Below are 14,570 nucleotides of genomic sequence, written 5' to 3' on the forward strand. Positions count from 1 at the left end.
TCCCAGCCCAAGCTGGGATTTTTTTTGGAGAAAATATGTCAGTAACATCTTGGGCGCCCAGCGCAGATATAAAAACATTAAAGCAACGCGCAAATATTTTACGCACTATTCGTGAGTTTTTTCACGTGCGAAATGTAATGGAAGTAGAAACACCAAGCTTAAGTGCAGCCAGTGTCACTGACGTTCACTTAGCAAGCTTTAGTACTTCATTTGTAGGCCCAGGGCACGCTGGTGGTTTGCCGCTTTATTTACAAACATCACCCGAGTTTGCAATGAAACGCTTGTTAGCGGCCGGTTCAGGCGCTATTTTTCAGCTTTGTAAAGCCTTTAGAAATGAAGAAGCCGGTAGCCATCATAATCCTGAGTTCACAATGCTTGAGTGGTATCGCCCGGGTTTTGACGAATTTGCATTGATGAATGAAATGGATGAGCTAATTCAATGCATTCTTGATGTTGAATCAGCAACGCGTATAACTTATCAAGATGTGTTTACACAAGTATTAGGCTTAGATCCATTAACAGCATCTTTAGAGCAACTAAAAGCACTTGCCTGCGAACATGGATTTGCTGATATAGCCAAAAACGAAACAAAAAAAGATACCTTATTGCAGCTGTTATTTTGTATGAAAGTAGAGCCAACTATTGGGCAAACTAAGCCGTGTTTTGTGTATCACTTTCCGGCATCGCAAGCGGCACTGGCACAGATTTGTGAGCACGATAATCGGGTAGCAGGGCGCTTTGAGCTTTATTATAAAAATATGGAGCTAGCGAATGGTTTTAACGAGCTAACTAATGCTAAAGAGCAAGCAAAACGCTTTGATGAAGATAACGCTTATCGCGCAGAGAATGGCTTAAACCACGTACTTATGGATACCCGTTTAATAGGCGCACTTGAGCACGGACTGCCAAAGTGTGCAGGCGTTGCAATGGGAATAGACAGGCTAGTAATGCTCGCAACAAACAAAGACAAAATTAAAGACGTAATAGCATTTGATGTAGATAGGGCTTAGAAAAGTTATTAGTTTTCAGATAAAAAAACACCGCGCTTTAATTAAACGCGGTGTTTTCTAATCTTTAACTGACAACTGACAACTGACAACTGACAACTTTATTTTACAGCTCTAGCGTAAACGTTACGCCCGCTACACGTGGCTCACCTAATTGTGTGTAGGTATGCGTTTCGTAGCCATCGAGTGGGTCGTTACCAAACTCAAAGCCACGCGTCGGCACAGCTTCATCAAACACGTTACGTGCCCATGCGCGTACTGACCACATATCAGCTTCGTAGCCAAAGCTTAAATTAACTAAGTTGCTGTTAGGCGCTTTTGAGTTATGGCTATCTGAGAAGTAGTAATCGTCTTTCCCCTCAATACCCACCATGGCATAAAAAGCGTTGGTAAAGTTATAGCGTGCAGTGAATGCGTATTGGTATTTAGGCGATTGCGCTTGCTCACGTCCATCTTGGTTTAAACCAGATTGCGTTACAAAGTCATCTATTTCTGTGTCTAAATAACCAGCGCTACCAGTTAACAATAAGTTATCGGTAAGTCGGTAATTACCTTCAATTTCGAGGCCGTAGTTACTACCAGAGCTTGCGTTATCAACGTAGCCTGTAAACTGCTGGCCTTCAACTTGCCATGCTTTTAATTGAATGTCGTCGCGGTGCATATAAAATGCCGCTAAGCGAAGCGTTAAAGCGTCATCAAGTGATGATCCTTTAACACCAAATTCACCGCTCCATAAATATTCAGGATCGAAGCTAGTGTGCTGTTGAAAAAATGCAGCGTCTAGGTTTAAGCCTTCATCTTTTGCTTTTGCAAGTGCCTCTGAGTTAATCCCACCGGCTTTGTAACCGCGGGTAATACTTGCGTAGATCATGGTGCGATCTATCACTTGATACTCAAGCGCGACTTTACCACCGAGCATAACATCGTCGGTTTCTTGTATAAACCCGTTACTGTCGGTGTAATCGCCTTGGTATTGCTCAACACGCAGGCCTGTTATTAAAGTGGTTTTTGGTCCAATAGGGGTGGCTACTTGACCATACATAGCAATATTACTGGTTTCATAAGTAGAGGCGAATGGGTTTGCAAGCCATGTGTATTGGCGCTCTAAATCAACATCGCGGTTTTGATAGTAAAGACCCGCAACCCAGTTACCGGCTTTATCATTAAACTGTAAGTTAGCTGATTGATCATCGCGATCGCGATTATAAATATCAGTAGAGCTGTAACCCCAAGGGTGTAAGCCTGCAGCACATAGTTGCGGCTCGTTTACATCATTACATACCCAATCTTCATCGTAGCTATAAAGTAATTCGCTATCGATGGCTGATAGGTTTAAGCTAATATCAAATGCATCAAACCCTGTGTAAGTATTAGCAATACCTAGCGCGTAACTTTTTTGATTATCTTGGCCTGGTTCATCAGCAACACTGTTGCGGCTGTTATCGAGCGTAAAGGCATCGTAACCATTATTTATATCAATATAATGAAAATTTAACTCAGTGCTTAGGTTTTTAGTAAGCTGAGAGTTTAATTTAAAGCGTGCAACTTGCTCGTCTTGATTTTGTGTTGATTCGTTCAGGTATAAGTTGTCTACGTAGCCGTCAGATTTTCTGCCAAAGTAGCTAACTCGAGCTGTTGTATCGTCGGTTAACCCAGTGCTTACTGCAAGGCCAGCTTCATGGCTGTTGTATGTGCCAGCACCTAAATGGAGTTTTAAACTCGGATCGCTAGTTGCTTTAGCCGATTGCATTTGAATCATACCGGCCATGCCGTCTGCACCAAAACGTGTCCCTTGTGGTCCACGGTAAATTTCTACTTGGTCAATATCAAATAGTAACGAGCTGCCACCAAGGCCAGAGTAGTTTATGCCGTCAATAACTAAACCAACCGAAGGATTAATTGGATCAACAAATTGAGAACGTAAACCCACGCCACGAATTTGTATAAAACGTCCACGCGACGCCCCTGCAGTAAAGTTTACGTTAGCGGCACTACCTAATATTTCGTCTAAGTAACTTGCACCACGTAGGCTTATTTCTTCTTCGCTGAGTAGGCTTGCACTGGCGCTCAAAGTTTGAATGGTTTCGCGTTGAAAGTCACCGGTAACTACAATTTTTTCTATGTCGCTATCATCAGCATTTGCTGAAAAAGAGGCGCTTAATAGCGGCAAAATTGCAGCGGTGATTAAAGACAAACGTAAGTTCATTTTGTTACTTAACTCCATTTTAGGGGCTTATGCTGGGGCCTGTTGACCTTTGTAATATTCTTCTTAAAAGACAAGCTGACCCTAGTAATTATTTTTATACCTGTGTTATAACGCAGCGATTATACGTAAAAAAACTAGGATTACTAATATGACTTTTAAAGTTGATTTTAAAGTACGTCATTACGAATGCGATTTACAAGGGATCGTTAATAACAGTGTTTATTTTAATTATTTAGAGCATGCTCGCCATGAATTCCTATTTGCAAACGGGGTTGACTTTGCATTATTGGCTAAGCAAAAAGTTAATTTAGTTGTGATTCGTAGTGAAGTTGACTACAAGTATTCATTGGTGCCTGAGGATGAGTTTTATGTGTCTGTGGAGCCTGTTCGTATAAGTCGTTTAAAGTTTGCGTTTGAGCAAACCATTGTTCGTAAACACGATCAGCAAGTAATGCTCAAAGCAAAAGTAATAGGTACTGCCGTTAACGAAAAAGGGCGTCCTTTTCTCCCCCCCGAAATGCAAACACTATTCATAAACTCTGATTTAGACTAATTCATATTCCATATATAACATTTTATGAACAAAAAAATACATTTAAAACATGCAAATTTAACGGATAAATCGCATAAATATTGTTATTATGACATTAATTAGACAATGAGTTAGTAGCAGTATGAAATTAGCAGCAATACCGATGCTTGTAATCGGTTTATGTGTTGGTTGCGCATCAACAGGGACCGTTACCAGTGAGCAGCTAAAGTACACACAATGGCAATTATCAACAATTGATGATGTAGCCTTAGAGGAACAATACACGGCTTCCGTTGGTTTTATTGAAGCACTTCAAGTAAATGGATTTGCTGGATGTAACCGATTTTTTGGCGAGGGTGAACTTAAAGAAAGTCGCCTGAGTGTGCAAAAAGTTGGAATGACCCGAAAATCTTGCGGCGAAAAAACAGATAAGTTTGAACAGCAGTTTTTAAAAACGTTAAAGCAAGGTGCCACGCTTAGCATGCAAGGTCAAAAATTAGTTATGCAAGGCGAGCAAAAGTTTGTATTTGTTGCTAAATAAATTTTAGCGTTTTAAAAATGACCCCTTGCGGGTCTTTTTTAACTGGCGTACACTCAACGCAGATTTAATAAGATTGTTTATTAAATCAACGAACAATTTATACACTTGTCGGAGTGCCTAAGTATGTTGCTTAGGCTGAGATCGCGAAAGCGGGATCCGTGAACCTGATCAGGTTAATACCTGCGTAGGGAACAAGCTGCCTTAAACGGGACGCTTGTGCGTCTTTTTTTATGCGTGCAATAAAGCGATACCCATTTTTATAGGCTGCAAAGTGGCACGAAGCCACTTTACGATCTTTCTCTATTCCTTTGGAATATCTGGCAAGACAACCCTTTAGTTATGAGGTAAGTCATGTCAAACACCACAAATAAATCATCGCGCCGTGAAACGCGCGCAGCTGCATCTGAATACATTTATAATTTAACAGGGCAGCCATTTCCAAATTCTCAAAAAGTCTATGTTGAAGGCAGCCAATCAGGCGTGCGTGTGGGTATGCGCGAAATTACACTTAGTGATACGTTTATTGGTGGCACCGACGAAAATCCGGTGTATGAACCTAATGAGCCGCTTCGTGTTTACGATACATCGGGTCCTTACACCGATCCAAATTTTGAATTAGATGTACGTAAAGGATTACCAAAATTTCGTGAGCAATGGATTGAAGGGCGCAACGATACAGAAGTACTCGACTCAGTCACCTCACAGTTTGCCCAGCAGCGCATGGCTGATGACGGATTGGATCATATTCGTTTTGATCACTTACCAAAAATTCGCCGTGGTAAAGCGGGCAAAAACGTAACCCAAATGCATTACGCTCGCCAGGGGATTGTAACACCAGAAATGGAGTACGTAGCTGTACGCGAAAATATGGGCCGGGCAAAAATTCGTGAAGAATTATTAGCTGCGCAGCACAAAGGAGAATCGTTTGGTGCGAGCATTCCCGACTTTATAACCCCTGAATTTGTACGTGATGAAATAGCACGTGGTCGCGCAATTTTACCTAACAACATCAACCACCCAGAAACAGAGCCGATGATCGTTGGCCGTAACTTTTTAGTTAAAGTTAATGCCAATATTGGTAACTCATCGGTCACCTCATCTATTGAAGAAGAAGTGGAAAAAATGGTGTGGTCAACTCGTTGGGGCGCCGATACCGTAATGGATTTATCAACTGGGCGTTATATTCATGAAACGCGTGAGTGGGTAGTGCGCAACTCGCCTGTACCCATTGGCACAGTGCCCATTTATCAGGCCCTTGAAAAAGTAAACGGTGTTGCTGAAGACTTAACGTGGGAGATATTTCGCGATACGTTAATTGAACAAGCAGAGCAGGGGGTCGACTACTTTACTATTCATGCCGGTGTGCTTTTACGTTACGTCCCTATGACGGCAAAACGTGTTACAGGTATTGTATCGCGCGGTGGTTCTATTATGGCCAAGTGGTGTTTAGCGCACCATAAAGAAAACTTTTTATACACCCACTTTGAAGATATTTGTGAAATTTTAAAACAATACGATGTGTGTTTTTCATTAGGCGATGGCCTTCGCCCTGGTTCTATTGCTGATGCCAACGATGAAGCGCAATTTAGTGAATTACGCACCTTAGGTGAGCTGACTAAAATTGCATGGAAGCACGACGTACAAGTATTTATTGAAGGTCCAGGACATGTGCCTATGCATATGATCAAAGCTAATATGGATGAGCAATTAAAACACTGCGACGAAGCGCCTTTTTATACTCTTGGTCCACTAACAACCGATATTGCACCAGGGTACGATCACATAACATCGGGTATAGGTGCTGCACAAATAGCGTGGTACGGCTGTGCCATGTTGTGTTACGTAACCCCTAAAGAGCATTTAGGCTTGCCTAATAAAGAAGACGTTAAAGAAGGTTTAATTACTTACAAAATTGCAGCGCATGCCGCCGATTTAGCTAAAGGCCACCCAGGCGCGCAAGAGCGCGATAATGCCTTATCAAAAGCGCGTTTTGAGTTTAGGTGGCACGACCAATTTAATATTGGCTTAGACCCTGAGCGTGCCCGTGAATACCACGACGAAACACTGCCACAAGAGTCGGGCAAAGTCGCTCACTTTTGTTCTATGTGTGGCCCAAAATTTTGTTCGATGAAAATTAGCCAAGAAGTGCGTGATTACGCTAACGATCTAGAAGAGCGCGGTATTGATCCTAATAACGCGGGTGAGGCTATTGAAATTAAAATGATTGATGTAGAAGCGCAAATGAAAGCTAAATCAGAGGAATTTAAACAAACAGGCTCTGAAATTTACCACAAAGCAATATAAATCGGCTTTAGGCTGCGGATATCGAATTGCATGCAATGTAATGGCTACCAAAGTACACCATTACATATGGTTTGTGACTCGCAGCCAACGAATAGAGGAGCTGTTATGCAGTACAATATTGCGGTCGTTGGATTTGGCTTGGCGGGAAGGCTTGCTGCACTTGAGCTGAGCAAGCTGCACCATGTTAGCGTGTTTGAGGCCGATGATGAACATGCACTCAATAGCGCAGGTAAAGTCGCAGCGGCCATGCTCGCGCCATTGGCTGAGTCGGTATTATGTGAAGCCGATTTAGCACAAATGGGGTTGGATTCGATTAATCGCTGGCCTCAAATTATTGAAGAGCTTGATCACGATGTGTTTTTTCAGCAGCAAGGCACATTAGTGGTTGCGCATCAGCAAGATAAAGGCGACCTACAAAGCTTTACCCAGCGTATAAAACCTTTAGCTGGGCACAGCGCTCAGGCATTAAATGCTCAGCAAATAGCACAGTTAGAGCCCGAGCTTGCAAATCGCTTTAGCCAAGGTGTGTTTTTGCCATGTGAAGGGCAAATAGATAACCAGGCGTTTTATAAAGCAAGCTTTACCCTGCTTAACAAACGAAAAGTGAAGTTTGTGTTTAATCAGCGGGTAACCATTAAAAATGGTGAAATTAATAATCGCCCGTTTGATTTTATTATTGATTGCAGGGGGCTTGGCGCAAAAGCAGGGCAACTGCTTCGCGGTGTAAGAGGTGAGGTTGCACGACTTTATGCGCCAGAAGTTAAGTTAACGCGCCCAGTTCGCTTAATGCATCCGCGTTATCCTATTTATATTGCACCAAAACCTAATAATGAATATGTCATTGGCGCTACCGAAATTGAATCACAAGACAGCGGCCCTGCCACGGTACGCTCAACACTTGAGTTATTGTCGGCAGCTTACACGGTGCATAGCGGATTTGCAGAAGGGCGCTTATTAGGTATTCAAACAGGGCTTCGCCCTGCGTTTAGTGACAACAGACCACAAGTAAAAAAATCCGAAAATGTAATCAGTATTAATGGCTTATATCGTCATGGCTATATGTTGGCTCCTGTTCTTGTTGCGCAAGCACTATCGTACATAGGTGAGTATTAGATGAACATTACATTAAATGGCGAGCTTTTAGATATAACCTCTCATGCATTACTTGAAATATTAAAAGAGTATGGAGCAGTTGCCCCTTATGCGGTGGCTGTTAACGGCATATTTATACCAAAAAGCCAGCATAACGGGTTTGTTATAAATGAAGGGGATAGCATCGAGTTGTTATCGCCTATTCAAGGTGGGTAGGCGCATGCATGTAAAAGACACTTTAAAAATTTATGGTGAAGCAATTGATAGCCGATTACTAATTGGCACCGCTTTGTATCCATCGCCAGATATTATGACCCAATCAATAGAGGCGTCTGGTGCGGGGATTGTAACGGTATCACTTAGGCGACAGCAAAGCGTGGCGGCGGGAGATGACTTTTGGCAATTAATAAAAAATACGGGTTTAAAAATACTGCCCAATACGGCCGGATGTCACAGTGTAAAAGAAGCTATTACGCTTGCTCAAATGTGCCGCGAAGTATTTGCTACTGACTGGATTAAACTTGAGCTTATAGGTGACGACTATAACTTACAACCCGATCCGTTTGCTTTGCTTGAAGCCACAGAAATATTAATTAACGACGGGTTTAAAGTCCTGCCTTATTGCACCGATGATTTAGTGCTTTGCCAGCGTTTAAATGAGCTAGGGTGTGAAGTGCTTATGCCTTGGGGGGCGCCTATTGGCACCGGTAAAGGGCTTTTAAATAGTTATAATTTAAAAACAATTCGTGAACGCTTACCAAATACAACACTTATTGTGGATGCAGGGTTAGGTTTACCGTCGCATGCCTGCCAAGCGCTTGAATTAGGGTATGATGCGGTATTATTAAATTCAGCGATTGCTGGGGCGGGTTGCCCCATTACCATGAGCCGTGCATTTAAGGCGGCGGTGGAAGCGGGACGTTTTGCTTATAACGCAAAAGCAATGCCTGAAAAAGATTTAGCAGCCCCATCAACTCCCACAATGGGCATGCCATTTTGGCATCAGCAGTAGGAAATAAATAGTATGAACAATTTAGTGTGGACAATTGCCGGATCAGACTCAGGTGGTGGCGCAGGTATTCAAGCCGATATAAAGGCGATGCAAAGTTTTGGTGTGCATGGTTGCACCGCAATTACCGCTCTCACAGCGCAAAATAGTTTAGGTGTAGAAGCTATTAATGCGGTGTCTACTGACGTGATTGAATCACAGCTTTTGGCACTTGAAAAAGATATGAAAGCCAAAGTTATTAAAATTGGCATGTTAGCAAATGTTCAGCAAATTCAATTAATAAGTGAGCATGTAGCACATTACAAAGCTAAATGGCCCGTACCACCTGTCATTGTTTACGACCCGGTTGCCATTGCATCAAGTGGTGATGTATTAACTGAAGAAGACACCGTAAGTGCCATTAAAGAATGCTTAATGCCGCTGGTGGACGTAATAACGCCTAACACGCACGAAACTCAATTATTAACCGGCGTATATTTAATTGGCCCAAGCGCTGTCAAAGACGCCGCAAATAAACTGCTAAGTTGGGGCGCAAAAGCGGTTGTTATTAAAGGTGGGCATTGGGATTACCCAAGCGGCTATTGTATTGATTATTGTGTGAATAATTTGACGCAAAATGGTGAAGAGTATTGGCTTGGTAATAAAAAAATTCAAAGCCCACACAACCATGGTACGGGGTGCAGCATGGCGTCGGTTATTGCCGCGTGTTTAGCAAAAGGCTACCCACTAAAAGATGCCTTTATTTTAGCAAAAGCTTATATAAACCAGGGCTTAAAGCAGTCGGTGAGATACGGTGAAGGAATAGGACCTGTTGCGCATACTCGCTTTCCTACAAACTTAGATGACTTTCCACAAGTCATTGAGCCAGGTAGCTGGCTGGGTGATGAGCTTGATTTTGATGTGCCGCTTGAATTTAATATGGCCGCTGATTTCGCACCTTGTGAAAGCAAGCAATTAGGTTTGTATGCGGTTGTAGACAGTAATGAATGGTTAGAGAAGTGTTTACAACAAGACATTAAAACAGTTCAGCTACGTGTAAAAAATAAAACTGACGCTGAGCTTGATGAGCTCATAAAACAGGCAGTTGAAATGGGTGAAAAGTACCGCGCTCACGTATTTATTAATGATTACTGGCAGTTAGCAATAAAGCACGGCGCTTACGGTGTGCATTTAGGGCAAGAAGATTTAAATATTGCTAATTTAGCCGCTATTAAAGACGCAGGTTTAAGACTAGGGCTTTCTACCCATGGCTTTTACGAAATGCTGCGTGCGCATAACTACCGACCAAGTTACATGGCATTTGGTGCAATTTACCCTACCACGACCAAAGATATGACAGGGCAAATACAAGGGCTCGATAAACTTAAAAAGTGTGTGCCTTTAATGCAAAGCTACCCAACAGTTGCCATTGGTGGAATAAATTTAGCCCGCGCAAATGAAGTTGCGAATACAGGCGTAGGCAGTGTAGCGGTGGTAAGAGCTATTAGCGAAGCGGATGATTATATTGCAGCTATTAGCTCGCTACAAAGCGCTATAAATCAGCCTAATGGATAAGCTCAGCGATAAAGAAGCCCTGCGTTATAGCCGCCACTTATTATTAAAAGAAGTTGGGCTAGAAGGGCAGTTAGCGCTAAAAGCTGCAACGGTAGCTGTTGTAGGTGCAGGCGGCTTAGGCAGTCCTGTACTTTTATATTTAGCGGCGGCAGGTATTGGTACGCTTATATTAATAGATGATGATGCCGTTGAGCTTTCAAACTTGCAGCGCCAAGTGCTTTATAAATTAAATCACTTAGGGCAAAGTAAGGTGGCGGCCGCTGGCAAAGTATTAACAAGCCTTAATAATCAAATACACATAGTGACGCACAGTAAAAAGCTCGATGATAACAATGCCGCTAAGCTTTTAAATAATGCCGATGTAGTACTTGATTGCTCAGATAATTTTACCACGCGCTATAGTGTTAACCGCTATTGCCTAGTGAATAAAACGCGTTTAATAGCTGGTGCTGCTATTGCAACAAGTGGGCAGTTAATGGGGTTTGATTTTACACAAACTCAAAGTCCTTGCTACGGCTGTATTTTTCCAAAAACGAATAAGGCGCCAGTCATTAATTGCAGTAATGCAGGAGTAATAAGCCCGTTATTGGGTGTCATTGGTTCTATGCAGGCTCAACTTACGCTTAATATGCTGCTAGGGCATGTTGAGGGTAGTGTGTTTATTACTTTTGATGCGCTGAGTTTAAAGCAGCAACATTTTAAAGTAGTTAAAGATTTAAACTGTAAAGAGTGCGGTGGATAAAGTAAGAGGTAATTCGCGGGGGAAGCTATGAGAAGCTGCGCTTCTCACGTGAGCAAGCTCTGCGTCTTGCTTGCGCATTTGAAATTTATGCTGTGTATATTTATTAATGCAAAATATCCGACGCGAGGTGAACTCGCTGCGCTTTAGAGGAAAAGATAAGCTTAAGATAAGTATTTGTTTTATCTTTTCTCATTTATTCCTCTTTCACTTCTCTTTGTACAAAATATTAAGTTATTTATTAACTGAAAGGTTAAGAAGTGGGTCGTTTTAGAGGTGGAGCATTATGTCTATATTTTGTGTGAGCAAGCTCTATTCCTACCAATAAAAAAACACCGCGTTTATCATAAACGCGGTGTTTTCTAATCTTTAACTAAAAACTTACAGCTCTTCATTTTCTTTAATTTTTGCAAACGCAGTACCTAATCGAGTTACAACTTCAGGAAGTTGATCGTCAAGTATGTCTGCTTTATTAGCGCCCCATGCAAGTACTACCGTTGAGCCTAACTTAAAGCGACCCATTTCATCACCTTTTTTAAGGGTAATCGCGTTTTCGCCTTTAGTAGGGTAGTTCCAGCTAAATACATCACTGCCAGCTGGTGGAGTAACGGTGCCAGCCCAAATAGTCTCAATGCTAGCAACAATTGTTGCGCCAACAAGTACCATGGCGAGTGGACCAATTTCAGTCTCAAAAATAGCGACTACACGCTCGTTACGCGCAAATAAGTTGGGAACATTCTGCGCTGTAAGCGGGTTTACTGAAAATAAATCGCCCGGTACGTAAATCATTTTGCTCAATGTGCCATCAATAGGCATATGAATACGGTGGTAGTCTTTAGGTGCTAAATAAATAGTTGCAAATTTACCGCCTAAAAATGGCGTGGTGTCGTCCTCAGAGCCGCCTAATAGCGCTTGTAAGCTGTAGTCGTGGCCCTTAGCTTGAATTAGCTGTCCGTCAACTATGTCGCCTAACTGGCTTATTGCGCCGTCTACAGGATGAATAATCGTATCTGAATCTTCAACCATAGGGCGAACGCCGTCTTTAAGCGGACGAGTAAAAAACTCATTAAAGGTTTTGTAATGAGCAGGATCAGAATATTTAGCTTCGCTCATGTCTATTTTATATTGTTTAATAAACAGCTTGATAAGCGTGGTTGTTAATGCTCCGGCTTTAGCGGCTGCTAATTTACCCACAACGCGCGAAATAAAATGTTTTGGCATTGCGTATTGCATTGCTATTTTAAATTTATCTAAACTCACAGTATTTTTCCTAAATTATACGCGAGGCGCGCGAGCGCCGGCACGGCCATCGGCCATTGATTCTAAAATTCGGTGGTAACTATCAAAGCGAAGCTGAGATATTTCGCCATTAGCTACGGCTTCTTTTATTATACAGCCCGGATCGTTTAAGTGTTTGCAGTCTCTAAAACGGCATCCGCCTATAAATTCTCTAAATTCTTTAAAGCACCAAGTCACACGTTCAACGTCTAAATGCCACAATCCAAATTCACGTATACCCGGCGAGTCAATTAAGTTACCGCCACTGGGTAAGTGATGAAGGCGTGATACTGTTGTGGTGTGTTGGCCCAAGCCACTGTTCTCAGATACTTCTTTAGTTAATATTTCTGCATCTGGCAGAACAGTGTTTACCAGGGTTGATTTGCCTACGCCACTTTGGCCTACAAAAATATTATTTTTGCCAACAAGCATGTCTTTGAGCTCATCAATTCCTTCGCCTGTTATATTACTAACAAGTAGTACGCGATAATTTAATTTGCGATAAATATCGAGCACTTTTTGGATGTCATTAAGGCCAGCTTCGTCAATTAAGTCGATTTTGTTAAGGACTAAAATAGGCTCAATACCCATGTCTTCACACGCAATCAAATAACGGTCAATTATGCTGGGTGTAAACTCAGGTAATACAGCAGAAACCATCAGTATTTGGTCAATATTTGCAGCAATGACTTTTACACCATCGTAAAAGTCAGGGCGTGTTAGTTGTGAGCGACGCTCTTGTGTTGCTTCAATAACTCCCGCTAAATCGCCTTCACTGACTTTAGCACGACGAAATAACACTTCGTCACCACACACTAAATTAGATACTGTACGACGAATATTACAGCGAAGCACGTCGCCACTTTGCGTTTCAACATCAGCGTGCTGACCAAAGCGACTGATCACAATAGCGCTTTCAACCTGACCTAAATTATCGGCCTGCCATTCTTGAGCACCTTTTTTAGCTGGTTTTGAACCTGCGCTATTAATGCGCTTTTGATGATTGGCCTTAATCTGACGTGATTGGCCTTTACTTAATTTTTTCTGTTTTGCCACTTTTGGCCTATAACCTCGTTTAAATGTCGACTTTGAGCATAATACCAATTTGCAATAATACTTAACCGAGTTGGTATAAAAAAAGCTTTAGCTCGACGGTTGATGCTAATATGATATATCGAAATGCGTTGGATCTAAAGAAAAGCACCGTTTAAGGTAATTATGACTATTAATAAATCAAACTTAATTTGGCTCGATCTGGAAATGACCGGACTTGAACCTGCGACTGACAAAATACTCGAAATTGCAACTGTTGTCACGGATGCAGACCTTAATATATTGGCTGAAGGGCCAACTATAGCCATTCACCAAAGTGATGAGCTACTTAATGGTATGGATGAGTGGTGCACGACTCAGCATGGTAAATCAGGCTTAACTGCGCGCTGTAAAGCAAGTGCGTTTGATGAAGAGTATGCGGTAGCGCAAACATTAGACTTTTTAAAGCAATGGGTGCCTGCGGGGGCATCCCCAATGTGTGGAAACTCAATTGGGCAAGACAGACGTTTTATGAATAAATATATGCGTGAACTCGAAGACTTTTTCCATTACCGTAACCTCGATGTGAGTACAATTAAAGAGCTTGCAAGGCGTTGGAAGCCAGAAGTATTAGCCCAAGTAAATAAAAAAGGTTCGCACCTTGCCTTAGACGATATTAAAGATTCAATTATGGAATTGAAGGTATACAGAGAAAAATTCTTTAATTTGTAAAAAACACTTGCAAACACATCGTATTATTGTAGAATCCTGCCCCGCTCAAGACGATAACCCCCGCGGGGTTAGTGTGCTTGAGCAAGCGATTATGCGGCACTAGCTCAGTTGGTAGAGCGCGACCTTGCCAAGGTCGAGGTCACGAGTTCGAGCCTCGTGTGCCGCTCCAATTTCTCACCAAAGAAATTGGAGCTAAAGTTTAGAAATGCGGTACTAGCTCAGTTGGTAGAGCGCGACCTTGCCAAGGTCGAGGTCACGAGTTCGAGCCTCGTGTACCGCTCCAATTTCTAACCAAAAAATTTAGTTAAAATATAAAATACGTTGATAGAATATTGAACGCGACCCAACGTAAAATAACTAAAGAAGTAAAAATGCGGTACTAGCTCAGTTGGTAGAGCGCGACCTTGCCAAGGTCGAGGTCACGAGTTCGAGCCTCGTGTACCGCTCCAATATCTTTATCCCTTCAAAATATCTATATTAAAAATCATAAATTATAATTCAAACCTTTATTATCTAATTTTTCTTATTTGTAATACTCAGCATT

The 14,570-nt window shown here is 42.1% G+C and carries 13 protein-coding genes, 3 tRNA genes and 1 riboswitch; of the genes, 13 read left to right on the forward strand and 3 right to left on the reverse strand.

Annotated features, from left to right (window positions below):
* Positions 1 to 35 precede the first annotated feature (35 nt).
* Entirely contained in the window at positions 36 to 1,010 is a 975-nt protein-coding gene (epmA, locus tag AC27I2_RS00930; protein WP_487203272.1) for an elongation factor P--(R)-beta-lysine ligase, read from the forward strand.
* Positions 1,011 to 1,113: 103 nt separating this feature from the next.
* Here epmA and AC27I2_RS00935 read toward each other — a convergent pair whose 3' ends face one another.
* Positions 1,114 to 3,231, reverse strand: coding sequence for a TonB-dependent receptor (locus tag AC27I2_RS00935; protein WP_487203273.1), 2,118 nt, complete (start codon positions 3,229 to 3,231; stop codon positions 1,114 to 1,116).
* Between the two features lie 130 nt (positions 3,232 to 3,361).
* Here AC27I2_RS00935 and AC27I2_RS00940 point away from each other — a divergent pair, with 130 nt between their 5' ends.
* From AC27I2_RS00940 to AC27I2_RS00975, 8 genes are all read left to right on the forward strand, one after another.
* Positions 3,362 to 3,766: an acyl-CoA thioesterase gene (locus AC27I2_RS00940; protein ID WP_219423255.1), complete on the forward strand. Its 405-nt coding sequence runs from the start codon at positions 3,362 to 3,364 to the stop codon at positions 3,764 to 3,766.
* Positions 3,767 to 3,887: 121 nt separating this feature from the next.
* A complete protein-coding gene (locus tag AC27I2_RS00945; RefSeq protein WP_219423256.1) occupies positions 3,888 to 4,286 on the forward strand; it encodes an META domain-containing protein in 399 nt (132 codons plus the stop codon).
* A gap of 99 nt (positions 4,287 to 4,385) precedes the next feature.
* Positions 4,386 to 4,494, forward strand: a riboswitch (TPP riboswitch).
* Positions 4,495 to 4,637: 143 nt separating this feature from the next.
* The gene (gene thiC / locus AC27I2_RS00950) at positions 4,638 to 6,590 is read left to right on the forward strand and encodes a phosphomethylpyrimidine synthase ThiC (protein WP_487203274.1); all 1,953 of its coding nucleotides are present in this window, start codon (positions 4,638 to 4,640) and stop codon (positions 6,588 to 6,590) included.
* Positions 6,591 to 6,695: 105 nt separating this feature from the next.
* A complete protein-coding gene (locus AC27I2_RS00955) occupies positions 6,696 to 7,703 on the forward strand; it encodes an FAD-dependent oxidoreductase (protein WP_487203275.1) in 1,008 nt (335 codons plus the stop codon).
* On the forward strand, positions 7,704 to 7,898 hold the full coding sequence (thiS, locus tag AC27I2_RS00960) for a sulfur carrier protein ThiS (protein WP_487203276.1): 195 nt from the start codon (positions 7,704 to 7,706) through the stop codon (positions 7,896 to 7,898).
* Positions 7,899 to 7,902: 4 nt separating this feature from the next.
* The gene (locus AC27I2_RS00965) at positions 7,903 to 8,694 is read left to right on the forward strand and encodes a thiazole synthase (RefSeq protein ID WP_487203277.1); all 792 of its coding nucleotides are present in this window, start codon (positions 7,903 to 7,905) and stop codon (positions 8,692 to 8,694) included.
* 12 nt (positions 8,695 to 8,706) lie between these two features.
* Entirely contained in the window at positions 8,707 to 10,245 is a 1,539-nt protein-coding gene (gene thiE / locus AC27I2_RS00970) for a thiamine phosphate synthase (protein ID WP_487203278.1), read from the forward strand.
* Positions 10,238 to 10,987 carry a HesA/MoeB/ThiF family protein gene (locus tag AC27I2_RS00975; protein WP_487203279.1) on the forward strand — a complete coding sequence of 250 codons (750 nt, stop codon included), beginning with the start codon at positions 10,238 to 10,240 and terminating at the stop codon, positions 10,985 to 10,987. The genes thiE and AC27I2_RS00975 overlap by 8 nt, the downstream gene beginning before the upstream one ends.
* A 378-nt stretch (positions 10,988 to 11,365) precedes the next feature.
* On the opposite strand, the gene asd is transcribed toward AC27I2_RS00975, so the two are convergent.
* A complete protein-coding gene (gene asd, locus AC27I2_RS00980) occupies positions 11,366 to 12,244 on the reverse strand; it encodes an archaetidylserine decarboxylase (protein ID WP_487203280.1) in 879 nt (292 codons plus the stop codon).
* Between the two features lie 15 nt (positions 12,245 to 12,259).
* A complete protein-coding gene (rsgA, locus tag AC27I2_RS00985) occupies positions 12,260 to 13,318 on the reverse strand; it encodes a small ribosomal subunit biogenesis GTPase RsgA (RefSeq protein WP_487203281.1) in 1,059 nt (352 codons plus the stop codon).
* A 162-nt stretch (positions 13,319 to 13,480) separates the two neighbouring features.
* Here rsgA and orn point away from each other — a divergent pair, with 162 nt between their 5' ends.
* The 4 genes from orn to AC27I2_RS01005 all read left to right on the forward strand — a co-directional run bounded on the left by orn (position 13,481) and on the right by AC27I2_RS01005 (position 14,475).
* Positions 13,481 to 14,026, forward strand: a complete 546-nt coding sequence (orn, locus tag AC27I2_RS00990; protein ID WP_487203282.1) for an oligoribonuclease — start codon at positions 13,481 to 13,483, stop codon at positions 14,024 to 14,026.
* A 93-nt stretch (positions 14,027 to 14,119) separates the two neighbouring features.
* Positions 14,120 to 14,195 (forward strand) — tRNA-Gly (locus AC27I2_RS00995).
* A 38-nt stretch (positions 14,196 to 14,233) separates the two neighbouring features.
* Positions 14,234 to 14,309: transfer RNA gene (locus AC27I2_RS01000), tRNA-Gly, on the forward strand.
* Positions 14,310 to 14,399: 90 nt separating this feature from the next.
* Positions 14,400 to 14,475: transfer RNA gene (locus tag AC27I2_RS01005), tRNA-Gly, on the forward strand.
* Positions 14,476 to 14,570: the final 95 nt, after the last annotated feature.

The sequence above is a fragment of the Pseudoalteromonas sp. NH0006-46 genome (assembly GCF_057547735.1).

Bases quoted from the DNA above. Each gene is read 5' to 3' on its own strand.
- thiE (WP_487203278.1), top strand. From the start codon at position 8,707: ATGAACAATTTAGTGTGGACAATTGCCGGATCAGACTCAGGTGGTGGC.
- AC27I2_RS00945 (WP_219423256.1), top strand. From the start codon at position 3,888: ATGAAATTAGCAGCAATACCGATGCTTGTAATCGGTTTATGTGTTGGT.
- AC27I2_RS00935 (WP_487203273.1), bottom strand. From the start codon at position 3,231: ATGGAGTTAAGTAACAAAATGAACTTACGTTTGTCTTTAATCACCGCT.
- epmA (WP_487203272.1), top strand. From the start codon at position 36: ATGTCAGTAACATCTTGGGCGCCCAGCGCAGATATAAAAACATTAAAG.
- AC27I2_RS00965 (WP_487203277.1), top strand. From the start codon at position 7,903: ATGCATGTAAAAGACACTTTAAAAATTTATGGTGAAGCAATTGATAGC.
- AC27I2_RS00975 (WP_487203279.1), top strand. From the start codon at position 10,238: ATGGATAAGCTCAGCGATAAAGAAGCCCTGCGTTATAGCCGCCACTTA.
- thiS (WP_487203276.1), top strand. From the start codon at position 7,704: ATGAACATTACATTAAATGGCGAGCTTTTAGATATAACCTCTCATGCA.
- orn (WP_487203282.1), top strand. From the start codon at position 13,481: ATGACTATTAATAAATCAAACTTAATTTGGCTCGATCTGGAAATGACC.
- thiC (WP_487203274.1), top strand. From the start codon at position 4,638: ATGTCAAACACCACAAATAAATCATCGCGCCGTGAAACGCGCGCAGCT.
- AC27I2_RS00955 (WP_487203275.1), top strand. From the start codon at position 6,696: ATGCAGTACAATATTGCGGTCGTTGGATTTGGCTTGGCGGGAAGGCTT.
- AC27I2_RS00940 (WP_219423255.1), top strand. From the start codon at position 3,362: ATGACTTTTAAAGTTGATTTTAAAGTACGTCATTACGAATGCGATTTA.